Raw genomic sequence first — 22,704 nt, 5'->3', positions numbered from 1 at the left:
GGGCAGATTTAACGATAGTTCAGCTGGGATGGCCTGGGTAGGTACGAGAATCTATACTCTGGGTTCTACATATAGGACGATCAAGCATGCAGGATTTGAACGATCTTTTTTACTTCGTGAAAGTGGTTGAGCACGGCGGATTTGCGCCGGCGGGCAGGGCGCTTGGTGTTCCCAAATCAAAGCTGAGCCGGCGGGTTGCTGAGCTGGAGCAGCGGCTTGATACCCGGCTGATCAATCGGTCACCGCGAGTCTTTACCGTCACGGAGCTGGGCAAAGATTATTATCGCCACTGCGTGGCAATGTTGGTCGAGGCCGATGCCGCGCAGGAAGTCATCGATCATTCCCGGTCCGAACCCGTGGGTTCAATACGGGTAAGCTGCGCGCCGGGAGTTATCTACTTTCTGGTGGCCCCGTTGATTGTCCGGTTTATGCAGCAATATCCGAAAGTAAAAATCGAAATGGAGGCCACGAGCCGGCGAGTGGACCTCGTGAGGGAGGGGTTCGACGTTGCCTTGCGAGTGAGGTATCCACCACTTGAGGACAGTGACTTGACGATGAAGGTGTTGTCCAAAAGCCCCCAGTGTTTGATGGCATCGCCGGAGGTTGTTGCCCGGCACCCGAAACCCATGTCACCCGATGATTTATCGAAGCTTCCCAGTATCGATTTTGAACAATGGGACGGACAGCACGTTTGGTGCCTGGATGGGCCAGCTGGCGCGTCCGTAAAAATCCATCACCAGCCACGCCTGGTTACCGACGATGTCTTTACACTGCTAAAGGCTGCTGTGGGTGGTTTGGGGGTGGTAAAAATGCCGCTCATCGTCGGTGGGCAGGACCTGATTGAAGGAAATCTCATCAGTATTCTGCCGGACTGGCGACCTCGCGGTGGTATCTTCCACGCTGTTTTTCCGACGCGTCGCGGGCTGCTTCCGGCTGTAAGAGCGTTTCTGGACTTCCTTGCAGACTCTCTCGACGATGTCGATTTCAGATTGCCTGGCGACAACTGATGTCATTGCATTTCATTTTTGAACAAGGGGGCAGAAAAAGGGTCAGCCCACGCGATAGCTTGTTCGAGCGGCCGGGGCACGCTGAAATAATACCCTTGGCCGAAATCGCAGTTTAGACCACGCAGTTCTTGGGCTAGCGCCTTGGTTTCCACCCCTTCGGCCACAACACGACGATTGAAGCGCTTTGATAGGCTTATAATGGATTCAACTATCACTCGGTCGCTTGGGTTGTCCAGCATGCCGATCACAAACGACTTATCAATTTTTATTTCATCGACTGGCAGATCCCTGAAATACGTGAGCGAAGAAAAACCTGTTCCGAAGTCATCTAGTGAGACCATAACGCCCAGCGCGTGACACGCTTTGACTGTGTTTTTAGCCGTACCCAGGTCCTCCATCGCGGTGCTTTCCAGTACTTCAAGAACGAGCCTCCGTCGTAATTGGGTGCTACAACCTCTTAAATGGGCCTGCAGAGCAGAAACAAAATTGCTGTCCAGAAAATGGTTAGGGCTAATGTTGATACTGATTGTGTAGTTCTGGTGATTTGCCTCGAATTGCTGAAGCGCTGACAGGGCCGTTCGGATGACAAAGTCCCCAAGGAGGGATTCATATTTCGTTAACTCTGTTGCGCCCAAAAACTCATTAGGCATCAGTAGACCATGCTTCGGATGGTTCCAGCGTATAAGTGCTTCGAATCCTTCTACAATCCCGCTGCGGAAATTGATTTTTGGTTGATAGAATAGCTGGAAATGAGAGCGCTCAAGACTGGACTCGATGTCTTCAAGAATGCGGATACGCTCTTGACGCGCCTGATGAACGCTAACATCAAACGTTACGAACCGACCTTTGCCGGAATCCTTCGCCTCATACAGCGCATGGCTGCTGTGACGAAGGAGGGTGTCGGGCTCACTTTGATCCTGCGGATAAACCGTTACACCCATGCTTGCTGAAAGCACGAACGCCTGATTCGAGATGGTAATAGGCTCGGAGATGACATCCAGGAGCCTTCGATAAACTGAGGGAGAATCCATACCTCGAAGCGTAACGAGAAACTCATCGCCACGAAGTTTAGCTACCAAGTCTTTTGAGCGAACGGCGCGCTTTAATCGCCCGGCGATCGTTTTGAGGATCTCATCGCCAATTGCATGGCCGTATTGATCATTGATGTGTTTAAAGTCGTCGATATCAATCATGCAGACAGAGAGCTTGCGCGCCCATTTAATCGTTTCCCGAACCTCTCTCCTGAAGAGTTTTGTCAGCATGGGGCCGCTCGGCAGGCACGTTAAGTGATCATAATTGCGAGCTCGCTCCATCCTGCGAATGCTGTGTACTTTTTCAACGTGCAACTTTTGCCGCTCAACGAGCATTCCGACGGCTTGGCTGAGCGGCCGGAGTTCCTCAGCGAGTTTCTCGGTGTATCCTTCAGGACGATTGGCGAGACCAATTAGGCCAGTCACGGATTGACCGGAAAACACGGGGATACCCATGTAGGTCGTCATAGCGGGATGACCTTTGGGCAGCCCAACTTGTTTTGAGTCAGCTGCGACATTCTTCGAGATAACCACTTTTCCCCGTGAAACGGCCGCCCCTAGCAGATTGTCCAGCTGCTTGAAAACCATTCCCTCATTCTGGATTCCCTGGAGGAGGGCGATGCCGTGCGGGCATTGAGGCTCTCCAGACAAAGCCAGAATCTTTAGAGAGAATTCACCCTGCTGGTTCTGACGCACTTCGCCGATCAGTCCCATCTGACTGTTGGTCAAAGACAGAATGTTTTTGAGCAGATGGTTGTAGGCAGGTTTACAGTCAGTACTGTTTAAAAACAGGTCCTGAGTTTGTGAAATGGATTGAACAAGGCTGGGCGTTTCGATCGATGGTTGTTGGCGCGGTACCTGGTTCTGAAGTGTATTGCTGATAATGTTCCCTAAAAGCTGGAACATTTTTCGTGGCTGCTCGCCAAAGCGTTTCGGTTGGGAATGGATTAGGCGAACTAATGCTATCTGAACGCCATTCGGCGCGCTGACCGCTAACTCTGCGTAAAACCGAGTCTCGGAATAGTCAGAAATGAGAAAAACTTCCGAAAATGCAGGAACATTTAATGTATCTTCTATAACGCAAATTCGGTCGGAACAGTTAGATTGTCCGTGCGTGTTAACGTCACGGTAAGTGAAGTGTCCACTCGCCGATTCTGACTCTGAATTGATCCACAGACCTTCTGTGCCTGGCACTGACAATAAGACGGTATCCACGCCAAAAGAATGCTGTGCAAGCGTTGCGATCACCGTAAGTTGAGACTCCAACAACGGGTCAAGACAGTCTGTTTGTCCCTCTATCCTTGCCTCTGGATTTGCAGAGCCAAGTGATCGCGATACAACAATTCCCTTTTTCATAGCGCCTGAGATTCCAAAAACGGAATTCTGGTTCATAGCTTGGAATACGTCCAATATCGAACCGTAAAAATATGTAACCCTTTGTTTCTTATTCGTATAAATAGGGGCAATGGTCGTTAACGGCCGCTCAATTTCATAGGCTCGAACCGAGCCAAATCTGTAATCGAAGGCGCTGGCGGAGAAAGGAATTCCGCGAGCGCGGACCGCCGGTGGAGAGCGGCAATCTACCTACTCACCCCGGCGAGGGCCGGATCGCTCTTACAGGTGCGGCGGCTTATTGGCTGCAGCTCGCTCAGCGCGCCATTGCGCCAGGGTTTGTGCCGCCTTTTCCCCTTCAAGAGACCCTACCACCTCGAAAAAATCACTGCGCAGCGGGTCGCTGACGACATCCTCTCTTTTTTTACTGCGCACCACGTACACTGTCTGCAGGTTCTGGTGGTCAAAAGCTCTCCACTGCTGAACATCTTTCAGTAGGGTGAACTCATGGCCTTCGAGTGCTTTTATAAGATCCGGGGTGCGGGTCGTGCCGGCGCGTTCCACCGCATCCTTGTACTGATAGACAATGCCATATGCCGTCGCGGCAGTGGAGGTAGGCCTTACACCATACTTTTCAGTAAATGCCTCAGCGAACTCCTGGCCTCGTACAAAACCCAACTGATAGGGAATCATCCACTCCCAGGGCGTCGTGGATATCACATCTTCCATAATGGTCGCGCCAACGTTCTGGGCGATTCCAAGCGTAATATTGGGCAACACGATCTTCATCTTGTCTTTCAAGCCCATTTCATAGGCAACCTTTAGCGCTCTCACCAGGTCGTCACCGTATAAAACCAGAATGAGTACCTCAGCTCCGCTGGCTTCTGCTTCGCCGAGTGCTTTTTTGAAATCCTTGATGAACGCTCTTGGAAAAGGGGTCAGCGCATTGGGGTGGGCTTTTTTATCTGTTGTCTTAGTAAATTCGCGGATGGACTCTTCAGAGGACCAACCCCATGTGTAGTCCGCCGTAACGTAAAAATATTTGGCGTCACCGAAGGCCTCGGTCAGATAACTGCCAAGCGCATTCGCAGTCATCCAGGCATTCGGGTATTCACGAAACATGTGATCGTGGCCCTCGCTACCTGTAGTTGCGTTCGCGGAAGTTGTCGTACCAAAATAGAGGCGGCCCAGATTTTTTGCGACCTTGCCTGAGGCAATCGTCACTGCACTGGATGCACCACCAAAAACCATATCTACCTTTTCCTGCTTGATGAGTTCCTCAGTGTTAGCGGCGCCACGTTCCGGTGATCCACTTGTGTTGCGAATAACCAGTTCCACTTGCTTCCCGAGAATTCCGCCGGCCTCGTTTATTTCTTCAACGGCGAGATACGCTGCCAGTCTTTGTTGCAGGCCCAGGTCTTTGTAGCGCCCGGATTCCGGGTAGTTAAACCCAAGCTTGATGGCGTCTGCCAGTACCGGAAAACTGCAAAGAAAAATCAGAAATCCTGCAAACACAGTTGCTTTCTTATTCATTTATTACGGCCCTCATCCCTTTATGCCTATATTTTTTAAGCAAAGACTATATATTTATTTCATGACAAAAATCAGGATTCACGGGTTAAGAAAAGCGCGATTATCGTAACCAAATGTAGCTTTTGGCTCGGAACTCAGCTGCAACTATGCAGTTAGTGATGGTGTAACCACCGCCAGTTTGGTGGAGCTGTCACTGATTCAGGGTGGATGGTTAACCTGGAAACGGAATGAATTCCTCTTCATCGCCAGGTACGACTGGAAACCTGCCGGCCTTCCAATCCTTTTTGGCTTCTTCAATTCGTTCGGCTCGGCTGGACACGAAGTTCCAAACCATATGCCGGGGGCCCAAGGGCTCGCCGCCAATCAGCGCAATCCGGGATTCCTCCTGAGCGACAACTTCAACGCCTTGCTCCGGTGCCAACACCGCCATGGAGAATTCCGGGATAAAGGTATCCCGTGCCTTTAACGAGCCCTGTGCAACATAAATTGCACGCTCTTCAGCGTAGGGAAGCGTAAGTGATTGGCCCGGTTGCAGGTGCGCTTCAACGTATAAGGTTTCAGAAGAAAGCTTGACTGGCGAAGTCAGTCCAAAGGCACTGCCCATAATGACCCTTATGGGTACGCCCTCAATGTCCGTCGCAGGTATCGTTTCGCTGGGGTAATGAAAAAACGCCGGGGCACTCTCTTCTACAGATTCGGGGAGCGCTAACCACAACTGCAAACCATGCAGTGTTCTATCTTTGCCCGTAGCCTCAGGGCGCTCTCGCTCCGAATGAACGATGCCACTCCCCGCCACCATGAGATTAATGTCACCCGGACGAATAGGTTGAACGCTACCGAGTGAATCGCGATGGAGAATCTCACCCTCAAAAAGATAGGTTACCGTGGCAAGGTTGATGTGGGGATGAGGGCGGACATTGATGCCATCTCCAGGAGAAAAATGAGCGGGCCCCATGTGATCAAAAAAGATCCAGGGGCCGACCATTTGTCGTTCCTTATTGGGAAGCGCACGCCTTACAGAAAACCCTCCGAGATTCTTCTCTATGGGCTGAATGATTAATTCGATCGCACCACAGTGTTGCGCAATATCGCAATCGAATGCCATGGACTTGCTTGGATTACTCATCATCACTCTCCGTTAATTAGGCCCAGGTCGGGAAACTGCGACGTATGCAGGAACTTGTATAAACCTAGCTGAAGTATTCAGGGATAGGTAGTTGAAGGTTTGCAACGGAGTGTTCTAACGGTGGAACGACCTACTGATCGTGAGCAGTGAGCGGGCTGGTTTCCTCGGGACATCATGACGAGAAGTACTGCGCTTGCAGACGTTCTCAAGTGTTGGGACGTACGTGCCTGCGTGGTATCACCAGCGTTCGCAACGCCAAGTGGTGCAACCATGCCACCAGAGGCCCGCAGGCGGTTACTTGAGCTGGCCGAGGAGCACGACCTTGCCATTATCGAGGATGATATATACGCCGATACCGGCTGGCTTGGTGTACCAAATACCCTCAAAGCCCTGGATCAGACAGGACGGGTGATTCACTCCCGATAATCCTTTAGGCATCTGGCACTTAAATGGATTGCCGATTGCCAATATTCTCAGACAGCACGCAACAGATAAACTGCAAACCAGTCGCGTGAATCGGTCCACTGTCCAACCGGCTCAAATCCCGCAGAGCGAGCCATTCTAAGTAAATCAGCCGAGTCGTACTTATAAGAGCTTTCAGTATGGATGCTCTGGCCGGGCGTTAACGTAAAAATGTCATTTTGAACCTGAATGGCGGTGCCTGTTTTGCAGACGAGATGCATTTCAATACGCTTGAGTTCGGCGTTATAAAACGCAAGATGCTCGAAATGTTCCGGCGTGAACTTACATTCATGACAGCTACTGAGGTGCGACAGCATATTGAGATTGAACTGAGCCGTAATGCCCTGACTATCGTTATAGGCACGCTCCAAGGTGGCGCGATCTTTCGGGAGATCGGCCCCGATCAGCAGATAGCCACCGTCGGCCAGCTCGTGGAAGTTTTCAAGTAAGGTTTGCGCATGATCGGGATCAAAGTTACCGATGGTGGAACCTGGGAAAAAGACCACACGGCCATCAGCCGGCACTGATCCTGGTAACGACTGACAACGGGTAAAATCGCCACACACAGCATCCACTAGCAACGCCGGATTGTTAGCCGCCAGGCGTGTACAACAATCCACCAGAAACGACCTCGAAATCTCGATAGGAGCGTAATGATTGAGTCGCTCATCATTGAGGAGCTTTAAGGCTTTAACACAATTACCACTACCCGGCTCTACCAGCACCGCTCTGTCACTCATCTGATCCATCATTTCACGGGTATAGCGTGAAAATATCGATGCTTCGGTACGAGTAGGATAATACTCGGGCGTTTCGGTTATCGCATCGAAGAGCCTGGAGCCCCGAGAATCATAAAAAAACTTGGGGTGCAGCCAAGGCTTTGCATCAGACAAGCCTTTTCGAATCAATGCGAGGTCATCATCCAGAGCATCGTCCAAATGATGGACCCGGAGGTTCGTAAGTCGAGGTTGAAGGTCGCTATTCGAGACAGGCTTGACTAGAGAATCCATGGTTTGCTCCTGCGTAGGGCAATGCAATGATGTTCACTGGTGTTTCTGCCAATGGGTATACGAACAAAGGTTACTCTGTCCCCGGCATGGCATCTCTGGCGAGGCGCAATCCGGTGAACTGCCAACGATCCGGCGGATAGAAAAAATTGCGGTAACTTGAACGGCTGTGACCCTTGGGTGTGGCGCAGGAGCTGCCCCGAAGGACAAATTGGCTGCACATGAACTTGCCATTGTACTCACCGAGCGCCCCCGGCGCAGTGCGGTAACCTGGGTAAGCGCGATACGGCGAGGACGTCCATTGCCATACCTGACCAAACATATCGCTCAGTCCTTTTTGACGTGGGGGGAGATTATCTGGATGAAGACGCGTTCGGTCGATCTGGCCGTGTAATCTGCCCCTACCATCCGCGATTTCGGTATTCGCCTGCATGCAGGCATGCTCCCACTCCTCCTCAGTAGGTAAACGGGCTCCTGTCCAACGCGCGAAGGCATCAGCCTCAAAGTAGCTCAGATGACATACAGGAACATCGTCTTCTATCGGCTTTGCACCGTGCAACGTAAATATGCGCCCTTCGTCGGATGAGAGATCCCAATACAAAGGGTGTCTCCATCCTTCCTGCTGGACAGTGCTCCAACCGTCGGATAGCCAGAGTTCGGGGCGCTCGTAGCCGCCATCTTCCATGAACTGGCGAAATTCGCCATTGGTCACCAAGTTCCGGCCTATGGCAAAGGGTTCAAGCCAAACCTTATGGCGCGGCTGCTCGTTATCAAAACCAAATGGATCGTCATCCTCTTGTCCGACTTCAATCAGCCCACCTTTATAAAATTCAAAGCCGCTATCGCGCCTGAATGAGTTCTGATTCACAGCTACGCCACCGTCGACATAAGCCGGTAGGAGAGGGTTGCAAGCGAAATTATATTTGAGATCGGTCAGCATGAGTTCCTGATGCTGCTGCTCGTGGTTCAGCCCCAGTACCAGACGCGCGTTGATCTCTTTTTGATCGGCTTCAGGTGGGCGGTCAAGCAGATTAACCATGGCCTGATCAACATGACGCCGATAAGACATAACTTCATCAAGGCTGGGGCGAGATAATAAGTGACGCTTCGGTCGGGGATGCTGCTTGCCAATACCGTTGTAATACGAATTGAAGAGAACCTGGAATTGCTCATCAAAAAGCCGGTAGTGACTTAGAAATGGAACCAGAATAAACGTTTCGAAAAACCACGTGGTATGGGCCACATGCCATTTCAATGGGCTGGTATCAGGGATTGCTTGAAGATTGCAATCCTCCGGGCTGAGGGACTCGCACAACAACTCGGATTGGTTTCTAACCTGACGAAATCTGAAACTATTATCAAGAGGCGCTTCTTCTAGCATGGCCGTTAAGCTCCTTGTAGGGGGCGGCGCGCGCGACTAGCGGTTCAATCACCTGAAACACAAACAATACGCGTTACGGGACTATTTTCCATTACAGGTTAGTTAAGTCTTTCACTCGTTAGAGCGCGGCGATAGGGGTTTCTGAGCGGTTGCCTGACCGATAGTTTCTGAGGTAAAAGGGCTGCACGCCGAACGGAATGAGGCATGTTCGACTTGAGACTTGCCATAATTCCTTTGGTGAGTAGTGGAGGGCATCCTTTCGGAGCTCGCCACACCGAGCATCAAGCGGTCCTGGCTCAGTGCCTGAACCTAGGCCGCGGATTTGCGCACGATCCAAGGGCTGCGCAGCGGGAGAACAACAGCCGCCGTGCCAAGCAGAATGTTTCGGGTTACTCCGGATAGGAAACCCAGATACACCAGTGGATCGAACACCTGGGCGGCGTCGCCGAACGACGGGTCATATAGAGGAACATCACGAATCTCACTGGGCCTCCCATTCGGGAGGCCTCTGATGGATCAGGCCATAGCCGGTTTGCGGTTATCCAGTGTTGAAGAAATCCGGGTCAGGAGTAGGGCGCTCAGTACAATTACTCCACCAATCCAGGGGGTGTTCATCAGCCCCATATCCTCGACCACGTGCCCACCGAGCCAGGCGCCGCCGGCAATACCGATGTTGAATGCAGCGATGTTTAATCCGGATGCAACGTCAACAGAATGTGGCGTATACCGCTCGGCGAGTTGCACCACGTAGACCTGCAAGCCAGGCACGTTTCCGAAGGCAAAGGCGCCCCAAACAAGCAAGGTGATGACTGCTGCAATTGGATTGTAGGCCGTGAAGGTGAGCACAAAGAGGATGGCGGCCAGGCCAGCGAAAATGATGTACAACGCCGAGGTCGGCCCGAGGCGATCAGCCAGCTTGCCGCCCCAGATGTTGCCAGTGGCTACAGAGATGCCATAAACCAGAAGCAGCAGACTGACCATGCCAGGCGCAAATCCGCTGACATCCTCCAAAATGGGTGTCAGATAGGTGAAGGCCGTGAAGGTACCGCCATAGCCGACCGCGGTCATGGCGTACACCAGTAGCAGTCGCGGATGGGTGATAACTTCAAGCTGTTGGCGAAGCGTAGCTGGCGCTGATTTCTTCAGGTTTTTTGGCACCAGTAGCGCGCTGCCAATGAGTGCAATGGTACCCAGGGCAGCGACCGTCAGGAACGTAGCGCGCCAGCCGAAGGTTTGTCCGATAAACGTGCCCAGTGGAACGCCCGTCACCAGTGCAACCGTGAGGCCGGTAAACATGATGGCTATGGCGCTGGCCTCTTTGTCTTTCGAAACCAGGCTGGTGGCAATCGTTGAACCGATCGAGAAGAACACACCGTGAGCGAGCCCGGTGAGGATTCGAGCAGTCATCAGCGAAGCGTAATTCGGGGCCATCCAGGCAAGCACATTGCCAATGATGAACAGACTCATCAGCGACAGCAGAACCCATTTGCGATTCCAGCGACCCGTTAATGCGGTAAGTACAGGGGCGCCAACGGCGACACCCAGAGCATACAAGCTGACGAGGAGGCCAGCCGAAGGTAGGGTAACGCCCAGATCCTGGGCGATGGTTGGGACCAGACCAACAATCACGAATTCGGTGGTCCCGATTGCAAAGGCGCTTAATGTCAGCGCGAATAGTGCAATAGGCATAACGGTTCTCCATTGGAGTTGATTGACGTTGCCTAGTGTGGTCTTTCATACTTTTGCGATAAACAGTGCTTTTTGAAAAATACTTTTGCGGATAATGAAAATGAAAAGTCGGTCGGACGATCTCTTTTTTCTGCTCTCTGTGGTGGACAGTGGCAGCTTCAGTGGTGCGGCGGAGCAACTGGAGGTATCTGTCACCCGGGTCTCCCGTGCGGTTACCCGGTTAGAACAATCCCTGAACACCACGCTTTTGAATCGGACCACCCGTAAAGTGGGGCTGACAGAGGAAGGGCGCTTGTTTGTAGAGAAGGTGCGAGGTGGTTTGGCTGCGCTGGACGATGCTGAGGAGCAGCTAGCCATTCGCAAGCAACGGCCAGCCGGGCGCTTAAGGGTGGATGCTGCAAATCCGTTCCTGTTACATCAGATCGTTCCACACGTTCGGGAATTCAGGGCTGCCTATCCGGACATTGAGCTCGAACTGACGGCCAGTGACGCGATCGTTGACCTCCTGGAACGTCGAATCGACATCGCCATACGGATCGGCGCTCTGGATGACTCGACCCTCCACGCGCGGGCAGTCGGTCGTTCTCCGCTGTCAGTGGTGGCATCACCGGATTATCTGGAGCGTAAAGGTGGTTGTGATACGCCTGCCGATCTCCAGGAACACGACATCATTGGTTTTACCGCCCCTGAATCGCTGAACATCTGGCATCTGGGAGAAGGAATGAAGGTGAGACCGGCAATTCGAGCCAGCAGTGGTGAAGCCGTGCGCCAGCTTTGCCTGCAGGGCAATGGAATTGCCTACCTGTCCCGCTTCATGATTGCCAATGATCTCGAAAAAGGCGACCTTGTGGAGCTTCTGGATGACTACCTAGTCCGCCCGAATCACCGGGAGTTGGTTAATGCTGTCTATTACCGGAACACGACGTTGTCGGCTCGTATTCAGGTGTTTCTGGATTTTTTCAGTCAGCGCTGGAAAAACATGTAAATGTATAGATGGTGTCGGTCTCTTTTTGTACTTCGTATGGTCGTCCACCAAACAGTAGACGACCACACAAAGTGCTAAATTCGTCGTCCAACTCGGAGTTCGAAATAGTCTCGCTGGAACCGAAAGAGTGGAGTCGAGCAACAGGCCTTGTTAGTAGGGGACGCCATTAAACAAAAGCGAACATTGGTAAGTCCGCTTTAAAGATGCATGCTTCCATTGGAAAGCAGACCTTTTTGCCGTGCCGAGATTGGCTCCATCGGTCGGTTGCGAGCGAACGAGATGGGCACCGATAGCGCCGACAGGGGTAACCCTGTCGATGATTGAGCAGAAGTCAGTAGGCGGTATATTAGCCAAGATGTCCATCGTAATGGGAGAAATAGGGTACAGGCTTGAACCCGAAAATCAATGAGGAGCGGTGCAGTTCAGAGACTCCGTATCCGCACGGATTGCGGACTGCTGGCGCAGGAACAAAAACCATCATTGGGGCAGGCGGAGCTAATCGGCCGACTTTTTTTAGCGTTTGGGGGAAATGGCCTTTGCGGACCCGCATGCAAGGGGCTGGGGGCGCTGGCGCTAACTCGCCGAGGCTCACTGTGTCACCGTGCATGCGCTACCTGGGCGCTACTTGCCAGGCTCGTTCGGGCGATTGGACCCCCTCCTCGTGTCGAGATACTTTACATCTGCGTTGCCAATAGATCATTTCCTTTTTGATTTCGCGGCACTCTTTCGGGTGTGGCTCAGAATATGCAGCCGAAGTTTTCGCTATCGTGGCTGTCGCCAGCCTCAATTAAAAATCACAGGAGGTCATTGTTATGGCAGGATATACAGAACGTGAAGAGCGTCATTGTTGTCGTGCTGATTGCGCTGAACGGAGGGGCCTGCGTGATCGCGTTGATCCCCTGAGGTCTTTGCAGAAGCGCCAGCTCCCTATTCTATAAATCGCTTTAGATTATTGCTTAAGAAATCAGCAATAGGCCGGCGGTACCATCACTGATCTGCCTCAGATGTATACTTTCGTTGGTTTGCGCAGGGAATCGTGCTCCTATGTCCGCCCATCATCCGGAAAGCTTTGCTTCTCAGTTCGAAAAACTCTCAGGCCTGACAGAATGGATCGCCTGGGCCATTGTCATGGTGCTCGTATTCGGTGTGCTCAGCATAGCCATGATTGCCAACAGCAAGGCCGCCATCGAATGGGGCATGTACATTGCCATTGGCGGGTTGGGTATTGGTTTGATCATCAAGGGGTTTTTCGACGCCCGCTTTCTGGATAAAGAAACCAAGCTGGCGTCCCAACAAGTGGCCATTTTGGAAGAAGTGGACGATTTTGACACCTTTCTGGAGCGCGCCCCCGTCAGCGTATTCCGCTCTCATATCGACAACCTGTACACCATCTCCCTGTCACAACCTGATGTGTATCAGGACAATCTGATCGAAGTGCTGCACTCCCGCCTGATGGCCAAAAACCGCGTAGTGGAACTCTTTGCCAGCATCCTGATAACCCTGGGTTTGATCGGTACCATATTGGGTTTAATCATGATGATGGACGGCCTGTCTGCCGCCCTTGCTACTCAGCCTGGTGGTGATGGCCTGCTGGATAAAATTGCCGATCCCGACTCCGGCCCTCTGGCGGGCCTGGGTACGGCATTTTACACCACCTTAGCAGGTGCCATCTTTGGTGGTGTGATACTGAGAGTACTCACCAGCGTGATTGATGCCTCCATCATGCGTTATACCGCCCACCTGGCGGAGCTGACCGAAGTGCACGTACTGCCCTATATGCGCCAGCTGGCCAAGGATCGCGAACATCAACGACTGCTGGAGCGGGAGCGCTCCCATGAAGCTTGATTCGCCCTCCCGCTTTACCAGTTTTTATGAATCATTCAGTGACCTGATCTTTGCCACCATGGCGATCTTTGTGCTGCTGATGATTATTTTCCTGTCTTTGATTAAACCCACTGAAAACGTAGACGCCATCAAGCAGGAGCTGGAACAGGCCAAAGCCGAAATGGCCGAAGCTCAGCAAGCCATGCAGGAATCCGAATTCGAAAAGGAAAAAGCCCGCGAACAACTGGAAGAAGTTACCAAAGCACTCGCCGATATTGAATCCGCTATCCAGTCCCAGGGATTGGAGCTGATCGTGGTGGTGGATGTATCCGGCAGCATGAGCGATGCTCTGGGCCACCTGGAAGAAACCATCCGCACCATATCCAAAGTGCTTCCCAAAGTGGCACCGGAATTCCGTATTGGCGTGGTGGCCTATGCTATATCCGATAAAGTACCCAACGGCCTGCAGGTGTTCCCCGCCCAGCAGATATTCCCCGAACACAAAGACGGTGGCCGCTCACTGGCCATGATCAATAGCTTTATCGACAAACTGGTGCGCGGCGGCCTGGCACCGGTGGATCGTGCCTTCCTTACCGCGCTGGATATGTCAGAACAATCCGCAAGCCAGTTCAAAGGCTCGCAAACGATTATGCTGCTGGGGGATGTAGGCCCCTATGAATCCCCCAATGGCGACTGGACCCGGGTAGAACATTACGAGCGTCAGGCAGAACGCCAGTTACTGCAGCAAATCAGCCGCTGGGTCGGCGACCGCGACAAGCGCAGCATTATCAGCCTGTATTCCGGCGAGCCCGTGAATAACCGTTCCAGTGGAAAAGATCAGGCCAGTTACAACTTTTTTAGGCAGGTAGCCGTGGCTGCAGATCAGCCTCAAAACTTTACCCAGAACCCCGGTAAAATGCTGGCCTACCTGCTAACCGCTATAGTAAAAGAAGACTAACGCATCAGGATTCGTTGACACTATGCCAATCATTAACAATCCAAACCGGTCCGCTCCGGAGAAAAAGCAACAACCGGAACCGGGCAAGGAACAGGATACTCAGGAGCAACCGGCCGAACCAGAGCCGTCAAAAACCAAACCAGGGCCGGCTAAAAAAACCAGTCCCCTGACGGCAGTGGCTATAGTGGTGTCGTTGATTGGTGCCTTGGGCGGCGGTGGTTACGCCTATGTGCAATCACAAACCCCGGTTGATGAAGGCGTGGTTGCCGAGGTAACAACCGAATCAACCCCGGAAGCAACACCCGTCAATCCGGAGGAACTGGAACTCGATATCAAAAACTATATCAAGCTGTCGACCCTGTATCATCTCACCAGTCAGGAAATCGAAATGAACACTATCAGCCTGATTGAAGCTCAAAAAACCGGGAGCAGTGTTTCCATCAATGCCATTGAAGTGATTTTGAATCACAAAAAGAAAGAACTGGTGGATCTGCGGGATCGCATGGCCGATACCCTGGAATCCCTGTACACACATAACATGAACGACGGCGTGCTGGTGGAACAGGAGCTAACGAACACCATCACCACTCTGCAGAGCGAGCAAAAGCAAACAGCGGCAGACATGCTCATCATGGGCATGGAAACCATTAATTCGGTGCCTCCCATCATGGCGCCGAAAGAATACTTTAAAAATATGATTGATGATCGTTTGTAGGTTGATAGATACAGCGCAAGCAAGGGTAGGCAAGCGCAAACACTGGAAGAAAGGGGTGCACTATGAAAACGCTCAAAATATCTAAAACAGGCGTTATCTTTGCCGTGGCAGTAGCTCTGTCCGGATGTTCCTCTAACGCATTCGATGACGCAGACACTAAAAAAGGTGCCACTTGGGGCGCCGTGATCGGTGGCGTAGTGGGCGCCGTGTCCGGTGATGATGATCGTGACCGCCTTGAAAAAGGCGCCATTGGTGCTGTGGTGGGTGGCGCATTGGGCGGAGCAGCCGGTTACCAGGTGGGTGAATGGCGCAGCCAGTACGCAGAAAAGCACAATCGCATTGAATCGGACATTGCCGAAACCGATCAAAAAATCAAACACATCGGACGGCAAACCGCCAGTATTCAAAAACAAATGAGTTATCGTTCCCAGCAGATCGCACAAATGACCCGCCAGAACACCCAGCAACAGGCGAATATCAAGCGTGCCAAAATCATGCTGGATGACCTGAATAAAAACCTGGCGGTTAACGAAGAACTAAGCACCGAAACCCAGGTGCAGATGCGTTTGTTAGAACAGCAAATCACCGAAGTGGAAGGCCACCTGAAAACAATGCCCAACGATCCTGACTTGGCCAACATCCATAAAAACCTGCTGCAACGTCGCGATGAACTGGTGGGATCGTTAAATACGCTTAACGGTATTCAGCCCCAGCTGATGGCCCAGAAAGAAACCCTGATGGCGATTACTTCGAGCTAACGAGAGAATCACATGCGATTTAAAACCAAACTGAAGCAGGCCGCCATGGTCAGCCTGCTGGCTGGCCTGGCAGGCTGCGCCACCACCAACGAGACCGACCCCACCAAAGTATCTTGGGGCGATATTATTGGCATGCAGGTGTCGGACGATTCGCGGTTGAATCAACACCTGGAAGCGCGCCAGCAGGAACTGGAAAACCTGCGGCAAAAAGCCCACCAGCTGGACCAGCGTTTGTGGAGGAAACAACGGGAACTGAACCGGCTGGATACCCAGGCAAGCCAGCAGCAAGTCAAAACCCGGATCGCCCAGAAAAAGCTGGATGAATACAACCGGCAGATTGAAACCAAGAAAGCGGAGCTGACAGCGGCCATTAACAAAGCCAAAGATCTGAAACAGAAAGAAGCGGATTTAAACGCCCGCCTGGCAACCCTCAATAGTGATCGCGAAGCCAGAGAAGAGCTGATGCGTTACGAGATTGAAATCGAAAAGCTGGAAAACGAAGTCGTTGCTCTGGAAAACGCCATCGACCGGATTCTGCTGGTGCGTGCCAAGTACGCTACGGAAAACCAGTAACGCCATTTCAAGCTTCAAAAAACGCCTGACACATCCAGCCAAACCACCGGCTGGAGATTTTCCAGTTCAGATTGCTGAATCAGTTCAAGGCGATGTCTGCGCCGGAATCTCAGTAATGTTTTTTCGGAATCACACAGGTTGGGGCAGACTTTAATAGGCTGTTCACCCTGGGGGTCAGGCAAGCAGAATGACATGGAAGGGTACGGCATCCCGGTCCCAGCTTTCACCAAGGTTTACCGGCTTGCTCCACTCTTCACATACCTCCATCAGATCATCTAGAAGGGCGTCTTTTTCATCCGGTTTTTCAGACAGTAGCTGACCGCTGTCGGTAATAATCAATACATAGTTGTGTTTGTCGAGCCAGTCCAGATCGGTAAGGCATTCAACCCAGGCGTTCAGGTTATGGCCGAAGTAATCAGGAAATTCGAGTTTTTCGGAAAATTCACGATACAGGCCTTTGTAGTTGATCATATTGCTGCCATCCAGCACCACAATGTGTGCATTGCTGACATTATGCCTGATTTGATCCAACAGATTTTGCAGGGATTGATCTGAGCGGATAATCCAGGGAGGGGTGGGCGTTTGTAGCAAAGATGAAGCTATCATTTCATTTCCGTGAAGGTTTTGTAATGGTTGTTAGTGTAGTAAGCGCGCCCGTTACTGCCAACAACGATTCGCTCAGCGCCTCTGTTGCGACCTTTTACGAACTTATTCACATCATATTCTTTGTAAGTAATTTTTTTTCCGTTGGGTCCTGCTCTTGGTAGTATTTGTCCGCCGCCTCTGCTGTCGTTTTTAAATTTTCCCTGACCTTTATAGCCGTTGGGTGGCGCTCCATTGCGCGTTTTGATCTGATTTAATACATTGTAGGCTTTTCGTGGGATCTTCGCTTTGGGTTTGGTGCCGTACTTGTTCAGTAACCTGCTCCTGACATCTTTCGTGGCTTTGAAAGACTTCAGGGAACTGGGATTCAGGTTAACTTTCTTTCCTTTAGGGAGCCTGAAATTGGGTTTCAGGCTCCTGTTATTAACGGCCTCGTTTTTCAGCGGGTTCCGCTTGGCGGTGGGCCTGAGGTTGCTTATAGCCTTGGGTTCGGTCCGTTTGATTTTAGGCTTCGGCTTGGGCGGAGGTGGCGGTGGCCGTTTTACCGCGGCATGGGCCGAGTAATCCTGAAAAACAAAATCCACACCAGTGGGTGTATAAAACCACAGCAGACTGGCAACCAGCGTGTAGAGCACCAGGCGCATATCAGCTCTCCCGGACGAACTTTTTCATGCCGCTGTAGACCCGGCGAAAAACCTGTGGATCTTGATCATAGGTAAGCGCCAGGCGCTTAGCATCCTGCAGGGCTTTTTCCCGGACCAGTTCGAGGCGCACGTGGGGGCTGTCCATAATGGCCTGGTTAATGGCGTGCATTTCTTCCTTCAGGCTGCCGCCCCGCTTTCGGGTTTGCCCAATGGCGATGAGGGGGCCAAAAAAAGACTCCATTCCGACACCAATAGCTTCATTCATGCCTTTATCCGTCGTTGTGATTTTGCGGGCAATCTGATGGGAAAGGCTGGGGTCAATTTCGGTAATGATGTTTTTATCGTTCACCAGAAACAGCAGGCTGGTCGTTTCGTTGAAAAAGTTATGCATGGCAGACACGTAAGTCAGGTTTGCCAGATAATCGTTACCCAGGCCAGAGACATCGCCTTCATAAAACGCATTGATTAGGTCCGGACGGTTATAAACAGACGGATCGAATTTTACCGGCGGGGTCTGATACTGCTGCTGTTGATACTGATAATTCGTGTTATAGCCGGAGCCATAACCCGGCGTCGGAACGGATTGAGCCATGGCATTGGCTTTCGCGGCATTTCCTACCTTTGCCAGCCAGGCCCGGGCCGGTGTGAAGCCACCTTTGATGGCGTTACGCAGGTGTGTAGTTGCCTGTTGCAGGTCATTAGTAATGTGCGCCAGGTAAGCTTCTGCAGCCGCGGAACCGGCGTTGGCCGCTTTGGTTAACAACTCTTCAGCAAATTCCTCATCCCCCTGTAACAATGCCAGTCGCCCCAAGGCAAACAGGTAACGGGGCTCCTGCAGATTCGCTTCGGCATGAGGCAGGGCAAACTGGATCAGTTCGGCGGCTTCTTCCAGCGGCAGGCTGGAAACTTCCTCGTCTGTAGCGCCTACCAGACCCAGGGGGTTTTGCGGATCCTCCGGGTGAGCGGCCATATCGTCTATAGCGGTGAAAGCCAGCTCTGCATCACTGATAGTGGCATTTGCTGATGCACCCGAAGCCGCAGAATTCCCGCTGGCTGCAGTTGCAGTAGTAGTGCTCTTGCTACTAGCGGCAGGGGCTGCCACATAAGACGCTGCCGATCCGGCGCCACCGTTGCCGGGCACCAATGTAGCCTGTAAACCGGTTTTACCATTGGGATAGAGCCACTCATAAGTCAGCCCACCCTGTTTGCGGACCAGCCGGATACCGGCACCCTGCACACATTTGCTTTTGCCCCGGGTCAGGGTTTCCCTGAAGGTCACCTGCTCGCTGCTGCTCTGAACGGCTGTGAGAGTGCCACCGCAACCCAGATCAAGATACCGGGTGGTGCCGGTGAGCTTGCCATTGCTTTCGCTGATGTCAATCTGCAGGTTGTACTTGTTGGTGCCGCTCTTGCCGAGGATGGCGGCCTGCCACTGGCCGGCAAAAGCGTCGTTGCTCCCCTGTGAAACAGAGGGCAGCAGGAGAATTGATGTGAAAGCACAGGCAAGCGGGGCACGGGAACTATTGAAGCGCATGGCGACAGTCCTTACACATTTAGTCTTCACTACATCTCTTTACCACAACAAAATGACGGTTGCACATTAGAATAAACGTTTGGTGTATTGAGTAGTTGAAGAATGGTCAAGTTGTACGGATGTCCCAACCTGCCCTGTTTTTGCGCTTTTTAATCATGTTCAGGGGACTTGCCTGCGGGCTAAATTGAAACAGGTACGTAGCGCAGCAGAACGGACCGTTATTCAGTTCATAGGGTTTAACGATGTAGTTTCATTATTATTGCGCCGGAAGAACCTATGTGCATGTCATCACAAACGCTCACGAGGTCCGCTTTGTGGTCGATCCGAATGTTCGCTTTGCGACCGTCAGCGGAGGGCTCTAATAGAGGTGCAACTAAAACAGGGATGTTTACAAAAGGGATCTTGGCGTTACTGGTAGCCATTTGCGAAGTTCGCCGAGGTACTATGAGAAATCCGGGCTAGGGGACGGTTCTGTGGTCAGGCCTGGTGCGGCCAGCAAGACTGTTCGTGGATAATCGGTCCATCCAGTTATTCGACAAAGCCGCGATAGGCGGACGGCGTTACCCCAAACCGGGCCTTGAACGTCCGGCTGAACTGGCTGGAATTATTGAAGCCGCAGGCCAGGGCGACGGCGATGATTTTATGCCCGGGCCTGCGTAGCAGGTCACGGGCCCGGGTCAGCCGCTGTTCCTGGACGTATTGATAGGGCGCACAGCCGAAGGTGGCACGGAACAGGCGAGCGAAGTGATAGGGGCTGAGGTTTACCCAGCCTGCCATCTCCGCGAGGGTGAGCTGCTGGTCCAGCTGCTGATGGATGCGGGCCTGTAACAACCTGCGATAACGCATGGAGAGCTGGCCGGTGACAGCGGGTGGTGTCTTTTGCACCGTGGAGTGGCGGCTGAGCACCTGCAACAACAGCCACTGCGCCAGATGGTCCATTGCCATGGCTTGGCCAGGGGCCTGCCAATCGCTCAGCGCCAGCAACTTCCCAGCCTGGGCCAGTACCGGGTCTTCAGCATGGTAGAGCTCGGCAAGCTCGACGTTGTGTGGTTCGCAATCCCAGGTTTGCTCAGCGCATTGGGTTATGTCGAGGTCATTAAAGTAGAAATGGAAGAATTCGAACTGACCGCCGATCTTCCAGGTGGAGTGGCTGCCTGCCGGAAAAAGACAAACGGCACCGGGGAACCCCTGGCTCACGGCCTGCCCATTGACCATCCGTCTGGTTTTGGCACCCTCGTTGATGTAGATGCTCAGGGCGTGATGGTTTGGCCGCTCATAACGCACTTCTCCTTTGCGATTCTGCCACTGTGCGAGCGCCCGCCCCTTATCCAGTTCCATCAGTTTCTGTGGCGCCACGCCGGCGGCTTTGAGCGTGTCCACGATATCGTGGCGCTTCGTCGGTGAAGTGTTTGTGGGTATCGGGTCGGTATCCATAGCGGGCCTCCGCAAGAATCATCCATGGTTGCGCAGGATGTGACAAGTCTTGCCCTCTCCATCCCCTTACTCTGTCCTTGTCGTTTGGTTACGTGCAACTTTTTTCTGGAATACCTGCCATGCCTGTTTCTGCTCATTATGCTCTCACGGTGCTGATCTGGGGCCTGACCTGGACAGCTATTCGCTTGCAGGTAGAGTCGGCGCCGGTTGATATTTCGGTGTTCTACCGTTTTCTCATGGCCTCTGTTGTGACCCTGGCGGTGCTTGCGTTGCTGCGACGCCTGCAGAAGCTGAGCCTGAAGCAGCACAGTTGGCTGGTGCTTCAGGGGCTTACCATGTACAGCGTGAATTTTCTGCTGATCTATCGCGCTGCGGAGTCGATGACCAGTGGCCTTCTCGCGGTGGTGTTCTCGCTGGTGGCGCTGTTCAACGCGGTTAATGGTTGGTTGTGGCTAAGGCTGAAGCCCGCCGCCCGACAGTACCCGGCCGTGGCACTGGGTATAAGCGGCGTCGCGTTGTTGTTCTGGCATGACCTGCAGTTGGGTAACGCAACCGGCGCCAGCATACTGTTTGCCGCTGCGGGTACTTTCTGGTTTTCCATGGGGAACCTGGTGAGCATAAAGGTGCGACTGGCAGAGATTCCCCTGTTGGTCGCCAACGCCTGGGGCATGGTCTACGGTGCCTTGATCCTGGGTGTCTGGTGCCTGATTCAGGGAGTGGAGTGGGTGGTGCCCACGACAGCCACCTTCTGGGGTGCAACCGTGTTCCTTGCAGTCCCCGGGTCCATCATCGCCTTCTATTCCTACATAACTGTGATCCAGATCCTGGGCGCTGACAAGGCGGGCTATGCAACGGTGCTGTTCCCGATCGTGGCCTTGAGTGTGTCCACCTGGCTGGAGGGCTTCGAGTGGACTATTACGGCGGTGGCGGGAGCGATGCTGGCCATACTGGGAAACTACGTGTTGTTTCGTCGACCCGGTCAGAAGACCTAGCGTCTGCCGTATACTGCGGACGAATACACTCGGGAATTAATGGGCGAGCCCAATGACAAACAAAGTTGATATTCATTACTGCACAGGGTGCCGCTGGCTGCTTCGTTCGGCCTGGATGGCACAGGAACTGCTGGCCACCTTCGAAGGCGAGCTGGATTCGCTGGCATTGCATCCGGGAAGCGGTGGAATTTTTGAGGTGTGGGTTAATGAAAAGCGGATCTGGTCCCGCAAGGAGCAAGGGGGATTTCCGGAGATCAAGGTGCTCAAGCAATTGGTGCGGGACGAAATCGACCCTGAACGCTCGCTCGGACACGTGGATCGTTGAAGCCCGGGATCAATGAGTCGGCCCGGGTTCTCCTGTTACGGGCCTGACGCCCTCAGAAGGAGTGATCGATGAAAGGTGAATGTCTCTGCGGAAACGTGAAGTTCGAAATTGAAGAGGAGATTCGAAATTTCTATCAATGCCACTGCTCGTTGTGTCGAAAAGTTACGGGAGCGGCAGCTAACGCCGCGACTTTTGTACAGGGCACCGCCTTTCGTTGGGTGTCAGGTGAAAGTGGTATCAAGTCTTACAAAAAGCCCAGCGGTTTCCGAAGCGACTTTTGTTCAGAGTGCGGGAGTCCGGTTCCCAATAGCCTGAGAGACAGCGGAATGGTTTGGATTCCTGCTGGTTTGCTTGATGAAGCGGTTGCATCACGGGTTTCTGTTCACCTCTATACAAAGTCCGCTGCCCCTTGGGAGCTAGAGTCTGCTGAGTGTGTTCGACTGGACGGTGGACCGGACAGCCTGGAATCACTTAACAAGTTGTTGTAGTTCGTTCCGGCCTACGGCCTACGGCCTACACCGGACGCCCATGTCAGGGCGCCGTTTATTGCCGGTGTCATACCGACTAGGGAGAGTCAGAATTGGAGTTAGCAAACGTGGTCCCATGGGGGCGATCTTTCGCAGAATACCAAGCAATGTTCGGATTATCGGAAGATGATCTGAAAAAGCGAATTCTTGGTTGTGGTGATGGCCCAGCGAGCTTCAACGCGGAAGGAACAAAACGGGGGAGCCAAATCACATCTTGTGATCCAGTATATCAGTTCGAGACGAAGGAGATACGTCGCCGGATTG

General features: G+C 52.7%; 21 protein-coding genes. 11 read left to right on the top strand and 10 right to left on the bottom strand.

Translation table 11 applies throughout. The features are described 5' to 3' along the window. Positions 1-86 precede the first annotated feature (86 nt). The gene (locus FFI90_RS05555) at positions 87-1,007 is read left to right on the top strand and encodes a LysR substrate-binding domain-containing protein (protein WP_144776886.1); all 921 of its coding nucleotides are present in this window, start codon (positions 87-89) and stop codon (positions 1,005-1,007) included. A gap of 2 nt (positions 1,008-1,009) precedes the next feature. Here the strand turns inward: FFI90_RS05555 and FFI90_RS05550 are convergent, their stop codons facing one another. The 3 genes from FFI90_RS05550 to FFI90_RS05540 form a co-directional block, all read right to left on the bottom strand. Beyond that, on the bottom strand, positions 1,010-3,430 hold the full coding sequence (locus FFI90_RS05550; protein ID WP_144776885.1) for a bifunctional diguanylate cyclase/phosphodiesterase: 2,421 nt from the start codon (positions 3,428-3,430) through the stop codon (positions 1,010-1,012). Between the two features lie 222 nt (positions 3,431-3,652). Continuing rightward, positions 3,653-4,903 (bottom strand): ABC transporter substrate-binding protein, encoded by a 1,251-nt coding sequence (locus FFI90_RS05545; RefSeq protein ID WP_144776884.1) that lies wholly within the window; start codon positions 4,901-4,903, stop codon positions 3,653-3,655. 211 nt (positions 4,904-5,114) lie between these two features. Continuing rightward, on the bottom strand, positions 5,115-6,029 hold the full coding sequence (locus FFI90_RS05540; protein ID WP_144777236.1) for a pirin family protein: 915 nt from the start codon (positions 6,027-6,029) through the stop codon (positions 5,115-5,117). 174 nt (positions 6,030-6,203) lie between these two features. Between FFI90_RS05540 and FFI90_RS05535 the strand changes: the two genes are divergently transcribed. Then, on the top strand, positions 6,204-6,455 hold the full coding sequence (locus FFI90_RS05535) for a hypothetical protein (protein WP_186317913.1): 252 nt from the start codon (positions 6,204-6,206) through the stop codon (positions 6,453-6,455). A gap of 47 nt (positions 6,456-6,502) precedes the next feature. Here the strand turns inward: FFI90_RS05535 and egtD are convergent, their stop codons facing one another. The 3 genes from egtD to FFI90_RS05515 form a co-directional block, all read right to left on the bottom strand. Continuing rightward, positions 6,503-7,501 carry an L-histidine N(alpha)-methyltransferase gene (gene egtD / locus FFI90_RS05530; RefSeq protein ID WP_144776883.1) on the bottom strand — a complete coding sequence of 333 codons (999 nt, stop codon included), beginning with the start codon at positions 7,499-7,501 and terminating at the stop codon, positions 6,503-6,505. A gap of 70 nt (positions 7,502-7,571) precedes the next feature. Further along, the gene (gene egtB, locus FFI90_RS05525) at positions 7,572-8,879 is read right to left on the bottom strand and encodes an ergothioneine biosynthesis protein EgtB (RefSeq protein ID WP_144776882.1); all 1,308 of its coding nucleotides are present in this window, start codon (positions 8,877-8,879) and stop codon (positions 7,572-7,574) included. A gap of 516 nt (positions 8,880-9,395) precedes the next feature. Then, a complete protein-coding gene (locus FFI90_RS05515) occupies positions 9,396-10,568 on the bottom strand; it encodes an MFS transporter (RefSeq protein ID WP_144776881.1) in 1,173 nt (390 codons plus the stop codon). Positions 10,569-10,668: 100 nt separating this feature from the next. Here FFI90_RS05515 and FFI90_RS05510 point away from each other — a divergent pair, with 100 nt between their 5' ends. The 6 genes from FFI90_RS05510 to FFI90_RS05485 all read left to right on the top strand — a co-directional run bounded on the left by FFI90_RS05510 (position 10,669) and on the right by FFI90_RS05485 (position 16,381). Further along, positions 10,669-11,553, top strand: a complete 885-nt coding sequence (locus tag FFI90_RS05510) for a LysR family transcriptional regulator (protein ID WP_144776880.1) — start codon at positions 10,669-10,671, stop codon at positions 11,551-11,553. 1,044 nt (positions 11,554-12,597) lie between these two features. Then, complete coding sequence (locus FFI90_RS05505; RefSeq protein ID WP_144776879.1) at positions 12,598-13,398, top strand: MotA/TolQ/ExbB proton channel family protein; 801 nt, start codon at positions 12,598-12,600, stop codon at positions 13,396-13,398. Beyond that, positions 13,388-14,335 (top strand): vWA domain-containing protein, encoded by a 948-nt coding sequence (locus FFI90_RS05500; RefSeq protein ID WP_144776878.1) that lies wholly within the window; start codon positions 13,388-13,390, stop codon positions 14,333-14,335. Before FFI90_RS05505 ends, FFI90_RS05500 begins: the two co-directional genes overlap by 11 nt. Before the next feature lie 22 nt (positions 14,336-14,357). Continuing rightward, entirely contained in the window at positions 14,358-15,050 is a 693-nt protein-coding gene (locus tag FFI90_RS05495; RefSeq protein ID WP_144776877.1) for a hypothetical protein, read from the top strand. Positions 15,051-15,112: 62 nt separating this feature from the next. Next, positions 15,113-15,808 carry a YMGG-like glycine zipper-containing protein gene (locus FFI90_RS05490; protein WP_144776876.1) on the top strand — a complete coding sequence of 232 codons (696 nt, stop codon included), beginning with the start codon at positions 15,113-15,115 and terminating at the stop codon, positions 15,806-15,808. A gap of 12 nt (positions 15,809-15,820) precedes the next feature. Continuing rightward, positions 15,821-16,381, top strand: a complete 561-nt coding sequence (locus tag FFI90_RS05485) for a hypothetical protein (RefSeq protein WP_144776875.1) — start codon at positions 15,821-15,823, stop codon at positions 16,379-16,381. Positions 16,382-16,555: 174 nt separating this feature from the next. Here FFI90_RS05485 and FFI90_RS05480 read toward each other — a convergent pair whose 3' ends face one another. From FFI90_RS05480 to FFI90_RS05465, 4 genes are all read right to left on the bottom strand, one after another. Continuing rightward, positions 16,556-16,987 carry a barstar family protein gene (locus FFI90_RS05480; protein WP_144776874.1) on the bottom strand — a complete coding sequence of 144 codons (432 nt, stop codon included), beginning with the start codon at positions 16,985-16,987 and terminating at the stop codon, positions 16,556-16,558. Next, the gene (locus FFI90_RS05475; protein ID WP_144776873.1) at positions 16,984-17,628 is read right to left on the bottom strand and encodes a ribonuclease domain-containing protein; all 645 of its coding nucleotides are present in this window, start codon (positions 17,626-17,628) and stop codon (positions 16,984-16,986) included. The genes FFI90_RS05480 and FFI90_RS05475 overlap by 4 nt, the downstream gene beginning before the upstream one ends. A 1-nt stretch (position 17,629) precedes the next feature. Continuing rightward, entirely contained in the window at positions 17,630-19,162 is a 1,533-nt protein-coding gene (locus tag FFI90_RS05470) for a hypothetical protein (protein ID WP_144776872.1), read from the bottom strand. Between the two features lie 528 nt (positions 19,163-19,690). Continuing rightward, on the bottom strand, positions 19,691-20,596 hold the full coding sequence (locus FFI90_RS05465) for a helix-turn-helix domain-containing protein (protein WP_144776871.1): 906 nt from the start codon (positions 20,594-20,596) through the stop codon (positions 19,691-19,693). Positions 20,597-20,715: 119 nt separating this feature from the next. Between FFI90_RS05465 and FFI90_RS05460 the strand changes: the two genes are divergently transcribed. The 3 genes from FFI90_RS05460 to FFI90_RS05450 all read left to right on the top strand — a co-directional run bounded on the left by FFI90_RS05460 (position 20,716) and on the right by FFI90_RS05450 (position 22,401). Next, positions 20,716-21,588, top strand: coding sequence for a DMT family transporter (locus tag FFI90_RS05460; RefSeq protein WP_144776870.1), 873 nt, complete (start codon positions 20,716-20,718; stop codon positions 21,586-21,588). Positions 21,589-21,640: 52 nt separating this feature from the next. Then, a complete protein-coding gene (locus FFI90_RS05455) occupies positions 21,641-21,913 on the top strand; it encodes an Rdx family protein (RefSeq protein WP_144776869.1) in 273 nt (90 codons plus the stop codon). Positions 21,914-21,981: 68 nt separating this feature from the next. Then, a complete protein-coding gene (locus FFI90_RS05450) occupies positions 21,982-22,401 on the top strand; it encodes a GFA family protein (protein ID WP_144776868.1) in 420 nt (139 codons plus the stop codon). Positions 22,402-22,704: the final 303 nt, after the last annotated feature.

Origin of the sequence: Marinobacter maritimus (assembly GCF_007671675.1) — a bacterium.
Classification (GTDB): domain Bacteria; phylum Pseudomonadota; class Gammaproteobacteria; order Pseudomonadales; family Oleiphilaceae; genus Marinobacter; species Marinobacter maritimus.
Note: the sequence above shows the minus strand (reverse complement) of the source record. Positions and strands in the feature narration are given on the sequence as shown.

Bases quoted from the DNA above. Each gene is read 5' to 3' on its own strand.
- FFI90_RS05555 (WP_144776886.1), top strand. From the start codon at position 87: ATGCAGGATTTGAACGATCTTTTTTACTTCGTGAAAGTGGTTGAGCAC.
- FFI90_RS05550 (WP_144776885.1), bottom strand. From the start codon at position 3,430: ATGAACCAGAATTCCGTTTTTGGAATCTCAGGCGCTATGAAAAAGGGA.
- FFI90_RS05545 (WP_144776884.1), bottom strand. From the start codon at position 4,903: ATGAATAAGAAAGCAACTGTGTTTGCAGGATTTCTGATTTTTCTTTGC.
- FFI90_RS05540 (WP_144777236.1), bottom strand. From the start codon at position 6,029: ATGAGTAATCCAAGCAAGTCCATGGCATTCGATTGCGATATTGCGCAA.
- FFI90_RS05535 (WP_186317913.1), top strand. From the start codon at position 6,204: ATGACGAGAAGTACTGCGCTTGCAGACGTTCTCAAGTGTTGGGACGTA.
- egtD (WP_144776883.1), bottom strand. From the start codon at position 7,501: ATGGATTCTCTAGTCAAGCCTGTCTCGAATAGCGACCTTCAACCTCGA.
- egtB (WP_144776882.1), bottom strand. From the start codon at position 8,879: ATGCTAGAAGAAGCGCCTCTTGATAATAGTTTCAGATTTCGTCAGGTT.
- FFI90_RS05515 (WP_144776881.1), bottom strand. From the start codon at position 10,568: ATGCCTATTGCACTATTCGCGCTGACATTAAGCGCCTTTGCAATCGGG.
- FFI90_RS05510 (WP_144776880.1), top strand. From the start codon at position 10,669: ATGAAAAGTCGGTCGGACGATCTCTTTTTTCTGCTCTCTGTGGTGGAC.
- FFI90_RS05505 (WP_144776879.1), top strand. From the start codon at position 12,598: ATGTCCGCCCATCATCCGGAAAGCTTTGCTTCTCAGTTCGAAAAACTC.
- FFI90_RS05500 (WP_144776878.1), top strand. From the start codon at position 13,388: ATGAAGCTTGATTCGCCCTCCCGCTTTACCAGTTTTTATGAATCATTC.
- FFI90_RS05495 (WP_144776877.1), top strand. From the start codon at position 14,358: ATGCCAATCATTAACAATCCAAACCGGTCCGCTCCGGAGAAAAAGCAA.
- FFI90_RS05490 (WP_144776876.1), top strand. From the start codon at position 15,113: ATGAAAACGCTCAAAATATCTAAAACAGGCGTTATCTTTGCCGTGGCA.
- FFI90_RS05485 (WP_144776875.1), top strand. From the start codon at position 15,821: ATGCGATTTAAAACCAAACTGAAGCAGGCCGCCATGGTCAGCCTGCTG.
- FFI90_RS05480 (WP_144776874.1), bottom strand. From the start codon at position 16,987: ATGATAGCTTCATCTTTGCTACAAACGCCCACCCCTCCCTGGATTATC.
- FFI90_RS05475 (WP_144776873.1), bottom strand. From the start codon at position 17,628: ATGCGCCTGGTGCTCTACACGCTGGTTGCCAGTCTGCTGTGGTTTTAT.
- FFI90_RS05470 (WP_144776872.1), bottom strand. From the start codon at position 19,162: ATGCGCTTCAATAGTTCCCGTGCCCCGCTTGCCTGTGCTTTCACATCA.
- FFI90_RS05465 (WP_144776871.1), bottom strand. From the start codon at position 20,596: ATGGATACCGACCCGATACCCACAAACACTTCACCGACGAAGCGCCAC.
- FFI90_RS05460 (WP_144776870.1), top strand. From the start codon at position 20,716: ATGCCTGTTTCTGCTCATTATGCTCTCACGGTGCTGATCTGGGGCCTG.
- FFI90_RS05455 (WP_144776869.1), top strand. From the start codon at position 21,641: ATGACAAACAAAGTTGATATTCATTACTGCACAGGGTGCCGCTGGCTG.
- FFI90_RS05450 (WP_144776868.1), top strand. From the start codon at position 21,982: ATGAAAGGTGAATGTCTCTGCGGAAACGTGAAGTTCGAAATTGAAGAG.